The following is a 14,597-nucleotide window of genomic DNA, read 5'->3' on the forward strand; positions in this document are numbered from 1 at the left end:
TCAAGATTTTGAGAATTATCAACGAGGCGCATTACAGCTTCTGAAAAAGAAAAATGTTATTGAAATAGCCTCGAATGGGTTAATTAAATTGAATAAAATAAAGTGCAGCATTTTATGGGAGCTTTATGAATATGGGGTAATTAATGCATATTACTATAACCGAAATCCCCGTAGAAAACAATGTATTGAAAATATGATAGCAACTGAAGATGTGAGATATGAGAATACTTTATTTAGCATTCCGGAACAAAATATTTTAAATTATATTTTGAATAAATCACAATACAGTGATGGCACTGATTTACGAAATAAATATATTCATGGAACTTATTCCCTAGATAGGAACACGCAATATAATGATTATCTGATGATTTTATTGATTGTTATTGTGACGGTCTTAAAAATCAATGAGGAGTTCTGTTTGAAGCATCCGGAGGAGAATTTTATTGAGTGGTGCTGATGGGGCGTGAAAGTGGGAGACGCTTTTCATGCTTACAACAATGGAGGGAACCCACCAGTGGATTCCTTTGAATGGAAACGCAGCCTGCGGCTGCTAACCCACCACCCATGCTGGCGCATGGATACCCCAGCTACGGCATATGCGACCTCGCTATCCGCTAAAGCGGATGCGCCCTGCTTACGCCCTTGTAAAGGGCGGAGATATAATTACAGGTTCAGCATAAAAGAAAGGCGTTCTTCATCAACCACTTTTCCCCATTGTCATCATGGGAAATTCCCCATTTTCACCAGGGTTCTAGCGTCGGGTTAATTTGACCAAGTAGAGTCGGGTTAAAATGACCAATTTCAGTCGGATTAAAACAGCCAATTTGCCTGGAGACATTTTAAATGGAATGTGGCCAGGCAGCTGCTTTCCAAGATCATATAGGATGGGGGAAGTATGGTGTGGCGACTTGGTTGGGCTGAAAATGGCGATTTCAGATGGGCCCTAATAATAGTGATTAGGTGGTTAAGTGGATAAGTGGCTAGGTGATTTGGGTCGTTGAGCCGATTTGCTTATCGAGAGTCTGTATAGAGGTCTTTTAGTAGGGAAAATTTTAAAATATCAACTTACTTTATCAATTGATTCAAGAATACCTGTTCGGAGTTTACAAAATGAGAGAACTTTGTTAGAATAATTAAATGGAACAGTATAAGCATTTTTCATGATTTCAGGAGCCAGCAATGTTCAAAGAAACAGTCTATCATGGAACAATACAGCAAAAAGCTGACGCTATAGTAAAAGAGGGATTCATAGAAAGCAGTAAAGATATTGAATGGCTTGGTACAGGAATCTATTTTTTTGCCAAGCGGGAAGATGCTGAATTGTGGGCAGAAAATGAGGCTGCGAAGAAAAAGAATAAAGTAACAAAACCGTGTCTTCTGCAAGCTAATATCTTTTGTAATGATGACGAATTTCTTGACTTGGATATAGAAGAGAATATGGCTGAAATGGAAAGAACAATTCTTCCATTTTTGGAAAAAGGAGAAGAAGGACATCCTGTTATTAATGGCGACAATAGCGGTGTAAAACTGCGATGCCTAGCATGCAATTTCTACAAGAAATTGAAAGGAATAAAAATTTTGGCCTATTCTTTTCCTAAAAGAATCATGGTTAATAAACTTGGGTTTCGTGTTTGTTTGAAACAAAGACAATATGCTGTGAGCAGTAATAAAAATATTGGGGAAGTGAAAAAGTTTCGATAGGAGGCAGTCGAAATGAAAAACAGTGATCTTAACGCATTATTAAAAGAATGCTGTTTGGAATTGGGCATTGAATGGGTAGATGAACCGGGTCCTGCTGTGATAGATGGGCAAAAGGCAGACGAGTATTTCAAAGATCATACCATTTTTCCTGATACGAAGGATATTGCTTTAGTTTTGGAATATCCTGACGGAAATGATGGGAATGAGATGGATTCAGATTTGCCTGTTGATATTTTAGTAGATACTACAGATGAAATTTTAAAGGCCGCATAGAAGGAGACAATATGGATTTTCAGGAAAAACAGCTAAGCAGTTTGCAGATGCAGCATTTGCATGTCAAGGATATAAAGTTCTCTGCAACTGGAAAAGAACCAGTTCGACCTACTAAAATGGATGTTGCATTTCATGTGGATAAAAATGTCCAATCTGACAGTAAAATGGCAGTGGAATTAAGTTGTGATATTGATATTCCCGAAATTGCTCAAATGCAAGTAAAATTAGCTGCTGATTTTGAGACAGATGGGAATGTTCCAGTTGAAAGCATGCTAAAAAATGCGATTGCCATCATGTTTCCATTCTTAAGAAGTCAAGTTACCTTGGTTACATCACAACCAAATTTCAGACCGATCATATTACCAATTATTAATATTAATAATCTGGTAAAATAACCAGGAAAGCCCTTTAAAGCTGGAATATCATTTTCCATCTTTAAAGGGCTTTCTTTTATTTTTTAGGAATCAGGTGATTGCCGAACGAATGAATACAGACCACTAGGCGGCCTGGTGGCGGGACGCCCGTTGGGCGGCACCCTACAGGGATGGAGAATTTTCGATAGAACAGCATGTGTTCGACAGAAAAGGTGCGGGGGGGCGGGACGCCCGGCAGGCGGTTGGCATTTTTCAGTTTTCTTTCCTCCGACTCGTTCCCGGGGCGCAAGGAGGTTCCAGATGCGCGAAAGTGGGAATTTTTGAAAGTGGCATAGTACATAATGGTACATGCCTCCTTCAAAAATTCCCGCTGACAAAGCAAATGGGGCCTTATTGTGTCCCGGTTTTGTGTTCACCACATGTGCATGGTGCAGCAATCTGTCTAAATTGGTTGTCGCTGATGTGAATGTCAAAGAAAAAGTAAGCCACGCGCTTGCCAAAAATTGAGCCACTGTGATCATGAAAAAGTGAGTCACACAGGGGGAGAAAGTGATTAGGAGGTGAAAAGCAGCAGGGCCGCTTTTCAGTCTCACGCCGATGGAGAGCATCTGTCGGGGGCAGATGGTCATGAGCTGACAGGCACTGGTCTCTAGCGGCAGGAGGGAACCTGCTGGGCGGGTTCCTGGGAACGTATAAAAACCGCAGGCCGGGACGGGCGTGCCTGCGGCGCGCCCCTACGGCGTTGGGGTCGGAAGTTGGATACAACGGTCACAGGAACGGAATCTTCGATAACTTCGTTTCTGTGAATTTCCGTTGGTCCTTTGATTCCAACGTGGTAGGGGCTGCCCGAAGGGAAGCCCATCCCGGCCGCCGGTTTTTCATGTTCAAAGGCAGATGCGTGAGCATCTGGCATCCGAAACGATGAACGACCAACGATGAACCAAAAGGCCGCCGGATTTTCCGGCGGCCTTTCCATTGGGGAGGAAAACGCCGGGGCGTTTTCCAACCTAAAGCAATCCATGCAATTTCCCCAGTTTCTGGATCTGGTCCAGAGAGTAATGGGTGATCCGGGAAATGGTTTCCATGGGGATCTTTTCCTTCAGCATGGCGACAATGTTGGATTCCCGTTCTTCCTGACGGCCTTCCTGTTTTCCTTCTAAGCGGCCTTTTTCCAGGTTCTTTCTTGCAATGGCGTGTCCGATACCGCACATGGTTTCCGCCTCCTTTTTCATCTCTACGGTCATAGGGATGTTGTATTTTAGCTAAAGAATACGATTTCTATATTGTTAATTTTATCATATTTGATGGGGATGGGAGGAAGGGGAAAAGCGGCAGGGCCGCTTTTCTGTCTCACGCAGATGGTCATGAGCTGACAGTCACTAGTCTCTGGTCTCTAGCGGAAGGAGGGAACCCGCCGGGCGGGTTCCTGGGAATGTATAAAAACCGGAGGCCGGGACGGGCGGGCCTGCGGCTCGCCCCTACGGCGTTGGGGTTGGATGTTGGATACAACGGTCACAGGAACGGATTTTTTGACGACCCCGTTTCTCTGATTTTCTGTTGCATCTCTGACCCCAACGTGGTAGGGGCTTCCCGCAGGGGAGCCCATCCCGGCCGCCGGGTTTCATGTTCAAAGGCAGATGCACAGTATCTGGCATCCGAAACGATGAACGATGAACGACCAACGATGAACAAACGGCCGCCGGATTTTACGGTGGCCGTTCCATCTTGCTCCTGATCCTGGCGGGCCGCCCGGCGTGCGGCCCCTACGGACCCGTGATCACTTACCCACTTACCCACCTAATCACCTAATCACCTAATCACCTAATCACCTAATCCCCCCTCCAATTTCTCGTCCATTCACCTGCATATATGGTATAATTACTTGTCTACACAAATCCCAGTACTGGGATGATTTTGCTGAAAAAGGGGGCTTTTGTGCTATGAAACATACTTTTGCTGTGGTGCTTGCTTTGGGGCTGGGCCTGGCTGGGGGGCCGGGGACGGCGCTGGCTCAGGTGGCGGCCAATGTGCCGGTGGACAGCCGGTATTATGAGACTATTGACAAACTTTCGGGGATGGGGTACCTGTCTTCGCTGCCCAACGGGGCCCGGCCCTACAGCCGTCTCCAGATGGCCCAATGGGCCCTGGAAGCGAAGGAAAAGGCGGCGGAGAAGCCTCTTCCCGGGTACTTGGAGGCGGATCTGGCGGATTTGGAATCTTATGTGGCGCCGGAGGTGGCGGCCCTCCAGGGCAGCGGTACCGGCGGGGACGGGTTCCGGCTCCGCTCTTTCCAGGTGGGCACCGGGTATCTCCATGGGGACAGATTCTCCTACCGGGACAGCCGGACGGCCAGTGAATGGGCTCCGTTTGCCGGGACCAACGGCCACAAAAAGGGACGGAACGGCAGTATGGCCGGGGAAGTGGAGGCGTCCGGGAACCTGGGCCATGAGGTGGCCCTGGGGATCCGGGGCCGGGCGTCCTGGGACAAGGACAATGAAGGCACGGCCAGCCTGGAGGAAGCCTATGTGAAGACCCGGACCGGGGCCTGGGCCTGGGAACTGGGCCGGCAGGCCATGACCTGGGGACAGGGGGCCAGCGGCCATCTGCTGCTGGGGAACGGGATGAAGCCCCTTACCACTCTCCAGGCCCATCTTAATGAACCCATCCAGGCGGGGGGCTTCCTGAAGTTCCTGGGCCAGGTGGATTTCCATGCCTTTTACGGCCGTCTGGACGGGGACCGGGCGGAGGATGCGGCCCGGTGGGGCCGGCAGGATTACAACCATCCGGGGCTTTTGGGGCTGCGGCTGGATGTGACTCCCACCCGGTGGCTGACCTTGGGGGCTTCCCGGATCTCCATGTTGGGCGGGGATGAAAACGGTCTTTCTTCTCACGACTGGGGGAAATGGATTTACGGTCACAATGCGGATACCAAGGACAAATGGAACGACATCGGAGGCGTTGACTTCCGGCTGCGGCTGCCCGGGGTCCAGTTCTACGGAGAGATGTACGGGGAGGACCAGGCTCACGGACTGCCTTCGGACTGGGGCTGGCGGGGCGGTGTGTACCTGCCTCAGCTGACCCGGGACGGATCCTGGGATCTGGTGGCGGAAATGGCCCACACCAACAAGGACTGGTATGTCCACGGCACCTACCAGGATGGCTGGACCTACAGCGGGGACATACTGGGGGACTGGATGGGCAATGACGCCCGGAAGTACTATGCCCGGGTGAACCATTATTTCCCGGGAGCGGACCGGCTGGGGCTGTACTACCAGCGGACGGAGAAGGACCGGGGCAGTGACAGGCCGGTGATCCAGGAAACCGGGCTTACGGGACGGAAGAAGCTGAAGGACGCGGTGTATCTCAACGGGACGCTGGGGTATGCCTCCATCAGACAGGGGGCAAAGGACCATGCTCTGTTTGCCGGTGCGGAGGTAGAGTGGGATTTATAGGCAAGTGAAGAGTGAAAAGCAGGCCTCTGGCCGAGGGGGCATCTCACGTCTTACGCGGTCGGAGAGCATCTGCCGGAGGCAGATGCTCTTGAAGGAGAACGCAGCCGGGGGCTGCTAACCCACCACCATTGCGCAAGCGCAATGGTCCTCCGCCCTTGCAAAGGGCGGATATATGTGGGTGGGGTCGGATGTTGGATACAGCGGTCACAGGAACGGTGTCTACGAGAAACCCGTTTCTGTGATTTCTCGTTGGATCTGTGATACCAAAACGACTCACGATGAACGATTTTTCTATTGTCTTGTCATTTGTCTGCTACGGAATAAACCCGGTTCATTTAAACAAACGGAATATTCGGAATCGTTAAAAAATAATCACTTGCTGTACATTTTTTTGTTGCACTTCTTTTGCAAAGATGGTATGATATTTTACATAAACTGTCATAACTTTACAGATGAAGGAGCAGTTGATACCCATGCAGCAGACAATTGTTTTACCATCGGGATTTTCTTTTGATGTGACCAACATGCTGGGCGAAGGCCGGATCCAGCCGGCGGAGGTGGAGGCGCTGGCCCCCCGGATCCGGCAGGCGGCGGAAGGGGTGGACAAGATCCGGAAGGAAGGACGGGCCAAAAACCATCTTTCCAAGGATGGGACTCCGGAACCGGTACTGTTTCCCCGGCTGCCTTACCCGGGCCCGGATTCTCCCAACACCCCGGAACTGCTCCAGGAACTGAAGGAATTCGGGGAACAGGTCCGGGAAAAGCAGGATGCGGTGGTATTCTGCGGCGTGGGCGGCTCCTATCTGGGGGGCAAGGTGCTGGCGGACTGCTGTGCCAGCAGCTATTGGCACCGTCATCTGGACCCTATGCCTGCGGTGTTCTTCGGGGGCAACAATGTGGATCCGGAAGATGCGGACAACATCCGGGACGGGCTGGTGAAACTGGCGGACAAATGCCGGAAGGACCTGGACCGTCCGTTGCGGGTGCTGCTGGTGCCCATTTCCAAATCCGGCACCACTTTGGAACCTACCGCTGCTTTCCTTCATTATTACAGCTTCCTGACAGGTGAGGAAAGCCTGTTCCAGGTGAGCTGTGCCGTGGTTACGGACAAGCGGATGGAAAAGGGGCCCCTGAACCGGCTGGCCCGGAAGTACGGCTGGTCCATGTTCGACGTGCCCAACGGGGTGGGGGGACGGTTCAGCGTCCTGTCCACACCGGGCCTTGTGGTGGGGGCCGTCCTGGGCATGGACCTGGAGGAACTGCTGCGGGGTGCCCGGGAGATGGACCAGGCCTGCCAGGGCAGTGACCTGGACACCAACCCGGCTCTCCTGAATGCGGTGCTGAAGTACCTGGGGGCTAAAAACCACGGGGCAGTGATGGAAGTGATCATGCCCTACAGCCTGCGGCTGAAGGCGCTGGGAGAATGGTATGTGCAGCTGTTGGCGGAATCCCTGGGGAAACGGAAGGACCGGGACGGGAACACGGTGTTCTACGGACGGACGCCGGTGGTGGCCATCGGCACCACGGATATGCATTCCCAGACCCAGCTCCACCAGGACGGGCGCCGGGACAAGGCGGTCCAGTTCCTGTTTGTGGACAGCGAGAAAGGGCGGGTCCATATCCGGAATCCCTTCCCGGAAATCACGGAATATGACAAGTATGAGGGGCTGGATATGGGACAGGCCCTGGAAGTGGCCATGGAATCCAACGAAGAGGCCCTGGCCAGTGACCAGCGGCTGAACGCCCTGTACCGGCTGCCGGATGTAAATGAATACATGCTGGGCCATTTGTTCTACTTCCTGATGCTGAGCATCGCTTACGAAGGGGAACTGGCCAATGTGGATGCCTACGATCAGCCGGGTGTGGAAATCTACAAGCGGCTGATGGGGGAAAAGTTGAAGAAGAGATAAACAAGGGGTGCCGCCCAGCGGCACCCCTTTTCATTTCCCTATTCCCAAAGGTTCGTTCAATGCGTCTTCCAGCTGCTCCGGGGTGATCATGTCCTGTTCTGCCATCCGGTTCAGCACCAGGTTCCGGCGCTTTTTGCTGCCCTGCCAGTTGGCGTAGGGGTTCAGGGCGGTGGGGGCATAGGGGAGACCGGCCAGGGTGGCGGCCTGGGGCAGGCTCAGGTCTTTGGGCTTTTTGACGAAGTATACCTGGGAAGCCTGCTTCACCCCGGTGGCACCGGACCCCAGGAAGGTGGTGTTCAGGTACATTTCCAGGATTTCTTCCTTGCTGCACCGGGTTTCCACCAACAGGGCCAGGGCCGCTTCCGCCGCTTTCCGCTTCACCGACTGGTCGGAAGTGAGCAGCAGGTTCTTCACCAGCTGCTGGGTGATGGTGCTGGCTCCTTCCACCACTTCGTCGTTCTGGATGTTCACCAGGGTGGCCCGGATGATCCCGTCAGGATCCACCCCGTGGTGGGAGTAGAACCGTTTGTCTTCCACCGCCACCTGGGCCTTGGGCAGCCAGGGGGACATCTGCTTCAGAGGCACCCAGTCTTCCCGGGGGATCCGGCTGTGGGCGATTTCCCGGATGTGCCACCCTTCCCACACCAGCTGGAGGGAACTAGGAAGTTCTTCCGGGGGCCGGGGGGTGCCGGCGGGGAAGGTCCGGGTCTCCTGGGAGGCAGGACGGGCCGGCCCGCCCACTTTTTCATGGATGGTGTCCGGCCGGGTCATGTGCCAGCACAGGGCCCCCGCCAGGATCACCAGGATGCACAACAGTTTCCGCATACGCATGTTCCCCCTTTTTACTCCTTCCATTGTAATGGATATGGCGGGAAAAATCCAATGGAATCGGGTTCACAAAATTGTACGGTCTTTTTGGAAAAAAGGTGGCTGTAAGACTCTCTTTCGTACTATAATGAAGACACATATCAGGACATGGCCTGCTCTGGAAAAAGTTGTGAAAAAGAGTTGCAAATTTATACATTGAAGCGTATAATAATGCAACATAAGGCAGGGATGGAAGGCGTGTCCTGATAAAGCGTATTCTATATGGTTCCGGATTCCGGACAAAAATCCCAAATACCTGAATTTGGATTAGGAGGAAATGCAATGCAGATCAAGAATAACGAAATGAACATATTAGTTGAAGCACTGCCATATTTAAGCGCTTTCAAGGGCAAAACAGTGGTCGTGAAATATGGCGGCAATGCCATGCTCAACGATGATCTGAAGAATAAAGTCCTGGAGGACATCGTCTTCCTCCGCTTCGCCGGCATGCGTCCGGTGGTGGTCCACGGCGGCGGTCCGGAAATCACTGCCATGCTCAAGGCGGCCGGGAAGAAATCTGAATTCGTCAGCGGCCTCCGGGTCACCGACAAGGAAACGGTGGAAATCGCCGAACTGGCCCTGGTGGGGAAGACCAACACGGATCTGGTCCGCCGGCTGAATGTCCTGGGGGGCAAGGCCGTAGGCCTCAACGGCAAGGACGCCAAACTCATTGAAGCCCGGAAGCATCTGGCGGATGTGTATGAAAACGGCCAGGTAAACCTGGTGGACATCGGCTATGTGGGCACGGTGGAAAAGGTGAATACGGACCTGATCAACCTGCTGCTGGCCAACGACTACATCCCGGTGATCGCTCCCACAGGCATCGGCCCTGACGGGGAAACCTACAACATCAACGCGGACAGCGTGGCCGGGGAAGTGGCCGGTGCCCTGAAAGCGGAAAAACTGCTGATGCTCACCGACGTAAAGGGCATCTACGAGGACCACAAGGACGAAAGCACCTTCCTGTCCACCCTGACCTTCGAAAAGGCTCAGGAACTGATCGTGAAGGGCAGCATCGACGGGGGCATGATCCCCAAGGTGAAGGCCTGCATCTCCGCCCTCAGCGGCGGGGCGGTGAAGACCCACATCATCGACGGGCGCCAGGAACACTCCATTCTCCAGGAGATCTTCTCCGACGAGGGTGTGGGTACGGAAGTCGTAAGAGACTGAAGGAGGAAAAGCGATACAATGGATACCAAAGAAATCATGGAAACCACTGATAAATATTATCTCCCGGTGTTCGGCCGGAGCCCCATTGCGCTGGACCACGGGGAAGGGGTTTACCTGTATGATACGGACGGGAATAAATACACGGATTTTCTGGCCGGGATCGCGGTGAATGCCCTGGGCTACGCTTATCCTCCTCTGGTGAAGGCGGTCAGCGAACAGGCGGCCAAGATCATGCACGGGTCCAACCTGTTCTATTATGAAATCCAGGCCAAAGCCGCCAGGCAGCTGTGTGAAGTCACCGGGTTCGACCGGGTGTTCTTCTGCAACAGTGGGGCGGAAGCCAACGAAGGGGCCATTAAACTGGCCCGGAAATACGGGAACAGCAAGGACCCGAAAAAGTTCAAGATCGTCACTGCCAAGGATTCCTTCCACGGCCGGACCATGGAGACCCTTACCGCCACCGGTCAGGATCATTACCATGAAGGGCTGAATCCTCTGCCGGAAGGGTTCATCTACGTGCCCTTCGGGGATACGGAAGCCCTGGAAAAGGTTATGGATGATGAGGTGTGCGGGGTGCTCCTGGAACCGATCCAGGGCGAAGGGGGCGTCCATGTGCCTCCTGCCGGCTATCTGGAAAAGGTGAAGGAACTGTGCGAAAAGCACGATGCCCTGCTGATCTTCGATGAGATCCAGACCGGGGTGTGCCGGACCGGGTACTGGTTCGCCTGGATGCACAGCGGGGTGAAACCGGACATCATGACCCTGGCCAAAGCCATCGGCGGCGGCTTCCCCATGGGGGCTTTCGTGGTCCAGGAAAGACTGGCCCATGTGTTCGCACCCGGGGACCACGGTTCCACCTTCGGGGGCAACGCCCTGTCCTGCGCGTCCTGCTATGCAGCCATCAAGGCCATGAAAGACCTGGAACTGGACAAAAAGGCGGCGGAAACCGGGGCCTATTTCAAGAAGGGCCTGGAAGGACTGAAAGCCAAGTATCCGGATAAGGTAAAAGACGTCCGGGGCCTGGGACTGATCCTGGGGCTGGAACTGGCCAAACCGGGTGCCAGCCTGGTACAGGGAGCCCTGAAGAAAGGGTTCATCATCAACTGCACCGCCGGGAACGTGCTGCGGTTCGTGCCGCCGCTGATCATCGGTGAAAAAGATATCGACGCACTGCTGAAGGGACTGGATGAGCTTCTGGCAGAATTCTGATAAAAAAGAAGGTATACTATGGCTTTGAGAAACAAGGATTTGATTTCCATCCATGATCTGTCGGTGGGGGAAGTGGCCACCATCCTGGATGTGAGCAGAAAACTGAAGAAAAAACAGAAGCTGGGAGAACCCCATGAATACCTGAAGGGGAAAACCCTGGCCATGATCTTTTCCAAGGCGTCCACCCGGACCCGGGTCTCTTTTGAAACCGGGTTCCATCAACTGGGGGGCCATCCCATCTACATGAGCGAAGCCACCTCCCAGATCGGCCGGGGGGAACCGGTCAAGGACACCGCCCGGGTGCTGTCCCGGTTCGTGGACGGGATCATGATCCGCACCTATTCTCATGAAGCGGTGAAGGAACTGGCGGACTACGCCACGGTGCCGGTGATCAACGGGCTCACGGATCTGCTCCATCCCTGCCAGGCCCTGACGGACATGTTCACCATCCTGGAATACAAGGATGTGCTGAAGGGACGGAAGCTGGTGTATGTGGGAGACGGGAACAACATGGCCCATTCCCTTATGTTCGCCTGCGCCAAGGTGGGCATGAACATGGTCTGCGCCAGCCCCAAGGGCTACCAGCCGGATCCTCACATCGTGGCCCAGGCCAAGATGGATGCGGCCATTACCGGATGCACCATCACCGTCCAGGAAGACATGGAAGACGCGGCCAAGGGAGCGGATGTGCTCTATACGGATGTGTGGGCCAGCATGGGGGAAGAAGCCCAGCGGGAAGAACGGAAAAAGGCCCTCCACGACTACCAGATCAACCAGCATCTGCTGGACCTGGCCCGTCCGGACGCCATGGTGCTCCACTGCCTGCCCGCCCACCGGGGGGAAGAAATCACCGACGATGTGATCGAAGGACCTCACTCTGCAGTGTTCGACGAGGCGGAAAACCGGCTCCATGTGCAGAAAGCCATTATGGCCTTGCTGATGAGCGACGCGGTGCTGTAAAATATAAAGATAGAACGAATAAAGGAGAGACGTACAATGGATAAAAAAGACATCAAAAAAGTAGTCCTGGCCTATTCCGGCGGTCTGGATACTTCCTGCATCATTCCCTGGCTGAAGGAAAACTACAACAACTGTGAAGTGATCACGGTGACTGCAGACATCGGGCAGGGGGAAGAAGTGGCTCCCGTCCATGACAAAGCCATTAAATCCGGTGCCAGCAAGGCCTATATCCTGGACCTGCGGGATGAATTCCTGAGAGAATACGCCTGGCCCATGGTGAAGTCCGGTGCCGTCTATGAAAAGAAATACCTGCTGGGCACCTCCATTGCACGGCCCATCATCGCCAAATATCTGGTGGACATCGCACTGAAAGAAGGGGCGGACGCCATTGCCCACGGGGCTACCGGCAAGGGCAACGACCAGGTCCGGTTCGAACTGGGCATCAAGGCCCTGGCTCCCCAGCTGAAAGTCATCGCTCCCTGGAGAGAATGGCAGATCAAATCCCGGGATGACGCCATCGACTACGCTGCCGCCCACAATATCCCGGTACCTGTGACCAAGAAAAAAGACTACAGCATGGACCGGAACATCTGGCATCTGTCCCACGAAGGCAGCGACCTGGAAGATCCCTCCAACGAACCCAAATCTGAAATCTACATCATGAGCCAGACTCCGGAAGCCGCTCCGGACAAGGACGAATACCTGACCCTGGACTTTGAACAGGGGGTTCCTGTGGCCGTCAACGGCAAGAAGATGGAACCGGTGGAAATGATGGAAACCCTGAATGAAATCGGCAAACGGAACGGCATCGGCATTGCCGACATGGTGGAAAACCGGCTGGTGGGCATGAAGGACCGTGGGGTTTACGAAACTCCTGGCGGCACCATCATCTACTACGCCCACAACGAACTGGAAAACCTGTGTCTGGACCGGGCCACCTACAACTACAAGGAACAGATCGGCATCCGGTATGCGGAACTGGTTTACGACGGCATGTGGTTCTCTCCTCTGCGGGAAGCCCTCCAGGCTTTTGTGGATGAAACTCAGAAGACCGTCACCGGTACCGTGAAGATGAAGCTGTACAAAGGCAACATCATCTCCGCCGGCACCACCAGCCCCTATTCCCTGTACAGCAAGGAATACGTCACCTTCGGGGAAGACGAAGTGTACAACCAGGCTGATGCCCAGGGCTTCATCAACCTGTTCGGGCTGCCTCTTACGGTAAGAGCCCTCATGAAACAGGGGAAACTGAAATAATGAGCAAGACGAAACTGTGGGGAGGCCGGTTCAGCAAGGACACCAACGCCCTGGTAGATGCCTTCAACGCCTCCATCGATTACGACAAACGGCTGTACCATGAGGACATCCGGGGGAGCATTGCCCATGCCCACATGCTGGCCAAGGTGGGGATCATCAGCCAGGAAGACGCGGCAGCCATCGAAAAAGGGCTGATGGAGATCCTGGGAGAGATCCAGGCCGGGAAATTCAACTTCAGCACGGAGCTGGAAGACATCCACATGAACATCGAGGCGGCCCTGACGGAAAAGATCGGGGACGCCGGGGCCCGGCTCCATACGGCCCGGAGCCGGAACGACCAGGTGGCCCTGGACATGCACATGTACATGAAACGGGAAGTCACCGAAATCATGGAGCTTTTGATCGCCTTTGAGGAAGCCCTGCTGACCATGGCGGAAAAGCACCTGAAGACTCTGATGCCCGGGTATACCCATCTCCAGCGGGCTCAGCCCATTACCTTTGCCCATCACATGCTGGCCTACTTCAACATGCTCCGCCGGGATTTCCGCCGGCTCCAGGGAGTGTGGGACGGAGCGGACATCATGCCTCTGGGGGCCGGTGCCGTGGCCGGGACCACCCTGCCCATCGACCGGTTCCAGGTGGCGGAGGAGCTCCATTTCTCCCAGGTGTACGGGAACAGCATGGATGCAGTGAGCGACCGGGATTATGTGCTGGAATTTCTCAGCTTTGCATCCCTTCTCATGATGCATCTGTCCCGTCTCAGCGAGGAAATGTGCTTGTGGTCTTCCACGGAATTCGGGTTCATCGAGCTGGACGACGCTTTTGCCACTGGTTCTTCCATGATGCCTCAGAAGAAGAATCCGGACATCTCTGAACTGGTCCGGGGGAAGACCGGCCGGGTGTACGGCCACTTGACCGCCCTTCTGACCACCCTCAAAGGGCTGCCCCTGGCTTACAACAAGGACCTCCAGGAAGACAAGGAAGGGTTCTTCGATGCCATCGACACGGTGAAGTTCTCCCTCCAGGTGTACCGGGACATGATCCTCACCACCAAGGTCAACGAGGAAAAGATGGCGGAAGCGGTCCACAAGGACTATTCCAACGCCACGGACCTGGCGGACTACCTGGTGCGGAAGGGGATGCCCTTCCGGAAGGCCCACGGGGTAGTGGGGAAGGCGGTGGCCAAGGCCATTGCCGAACACAAGCTGCTGGGTCAGCTGACACTGGAAGAATACAAGGAAATGTGTCCTCTCTTCGAGGCGGACCTTTTGGAATGCCTGAAACCGGAAAACTGCGTGGCAACCCGGACCAGCTACGGCGGCCCTGCTCCCCAGAACAACGCCGAACAGGTGAAAATGGGAAAAGAAGCGGTGGAAGAGCAGAAGAAAGTGCTGGAAGAATTGAAAGAACGGATATAAGAA

The 14,597-nt window shown here is 53.9% G+C and carries 12 protein-coding genes and 1 pseudogene; 11 read left to right on the forward strand and 2 right to left on the reverse strand.

All coding sequences use genetic code 11. From position 1 onward, the window contains the following. From ACZOF8_RS03240 to ACZOF8_RS03255, 4 genes and pseudogenes are all read left to right on the forward strand, one after another. A pseudogene (locus ACZOF8_RS03240) lies at window positions 1–460 on the forward strand (hypothetical protein); the annotation flags it as partial. A gap of 722 nt (window positions 461–1,182) precedes the next feature. Next, window positions 1,183–1,704, forward strand: coding sequence for a hypothetical protein (locus ACZOF8_RS03245; RefSeq protein WP_154487418.1), 522 nt, complete (start codon window positions 1,183–1,185; stop codon window positions 1,702–1,704). A gap of 12 nt (window positions 1,705–1,716) precedes the next feature. Next, window positions 1,717–1,977, forward strand: a complete 261-nt coding sequence (locus ACZOF8_RS03250; RefSeq protein ID WP_022488212.1) for a hypothetical protein — start codon at window positions 1,717–1,719, stop codon at window positions 1,975–1,977. A gap of 11 nt (window positions 1,978–1,988) precedes the next feature. Continuing rightward, window positions 1,989–2,372 (forward strand): protein-export chaperone SecB, encoded by a 384-nt coding sequence (locus tag ACZOF8_RS03255; RefSeq protein ID WP_487426551.1) that lies wholly within the window; start codon window positions 1,989–1,991, stop codon window positions 2,370–2,372. Window positions 2,373–3,358: 986 nt separating this feature from the next. Here the strand turns inward: ACZOF8_RS03255 and ACZOF8_RS03260 are convergent. Continuing rightward, on the reverse strand, window positions 3,359–3,562 hold the full coding sequence (locus tag ACZOF8_RS03260; protein WP_195839591.1) for a hypothetical protein: 204 nt from the start codon (window positions 3,560–3,562) through the stop codon (window positions 3,359–3,361). A gap of 729 nt (window positions 3,563–4,291) precedes the next feature. On the opposite strand from ACZOF8_RS03260, the gene ACZOF8_RS03265 reads away from it, so the two are divergent. Beyond that, the gene (locus tag ACZOF8_RS03265; RefSeq protein WP_487426552.1) at window positions 4,292–5,803 is read left to right on the forward strand and encodes a capsule assembly Wzi family protein; all 1,512 of its coding nucleotides are present in this window, start codon (window positions 4,292–4,294) and stop codon (window positions 5,801–5,803) included. Between the two features lie 473 nt (window positions 5,804–6,276). Further along, window positions 6,277–7,713: a glucose-6-phosphate isomerase gene (locus tag ACZOF8_RS03270; RefSeq protein ID WP_022487741.1), complete on the forward strand. Its 1,437-nt coding sequence runs from the start codon at window positions 6,277–6,279 to the stop codon at window positions 7,711–7,713. 30 nt (window positions 7,714–7,743) lie between these two features. On the opposite strand, the gene ACZOF8_RS03275 is transcribed toward ACZOF8_RS03270, so the two are convergent. After that, on the reverse strand, window positions 7,744–8,538 hold the full coding sequence (locus tag ACZOF8_RS03275) for a transglycosylase domain-containing protein (RefSeq protein WP_487426553.1): 795 nt from the start codon (window positions 8,536–8,538) through the stop codon (window positions 7,744–7,746). A 324-nt stretch (window positions 8,539–8,862) separates the two neighbouring features. Here ACZOF8_RS03275 and argB point away from each other — a divergent pair, with 324 nt between their 5' ends. Genes argB through argH form a run of 5 tightly spaced genes read left to right on the forward strand, consistent with a single transcriptional unit; the run spans window position 8,863 to window position 14,594 of the window. Then, on the forward strand, window positions 8,863–9,750 hold the full coding sequence (gene argB / locus ACZOF8_RS03280) for an acetylglutamate kinase (RefSeq protein WP_022487739.1): 888 nt from the start codon (window positions 8,863–8,865) through the stop codon (window positions 9,748–9,750). Window positions 9,751–9,768: 18 nt separating this feature from the next. Beyond that, window positions 9,769–10,959, forward strand: coding sequence for an aspartate aminotransferase family protein (locus tag ACZOF8_RS03285; RefSeq protein ID WP_154487410.1), 1,191 nt, complete (start codon window positions 9,769–9,771; stop codon window positions 10,957–10,959). Window positions 10,960–10,977: 18 nt separating this feature from the next. Continuing rightward, complete coding sequence (gene argF, locus ACZOF8_RS03290; protein WP_154487408.1) at window positions 10,978–11,919, forward strand: ornithine carbamoyltransferase; 942 nt, start codon at window positions 10,978–10,980, stop codon at window positions 11,917–11,919. A gap of 36 nt (window positions 11,920–11,955) precedes the next feature. Next, on the forward strand, window positions 11,956–13,176 hold the full coding sequence (locus ACZOF8_RS03295) for an argininosuccinate synthase (RefSeq protein ID WP_022487736.1): 1,221 nt from the start codon (window positions 11,956–11,958) through the stop codon (window positions 13,174–13,176). Continuing rightward, window positions 13,176–14,594 carry an argininosuccinate lyase gene (gene argH / locus ACZOF8_RS03300; RefSeq protein WP_487426554.1) on the forward strand — a complete coding sequence of 473 codons (1,419 nt, stop codon included), beginning with the start codon at window positions 13,176–13,178 and terminating at the stop codon, window positions 14,592–14,594. Before ACZOF8_RS03295 ends, argH begins: the two co-directional genes overlap by 1 nt. Window positions 14,595–14,597 lie beyond the last annotated feature (3 nt).

It is taken from the genome of Acidaminococcus sp., assembly GCF_057597765.1.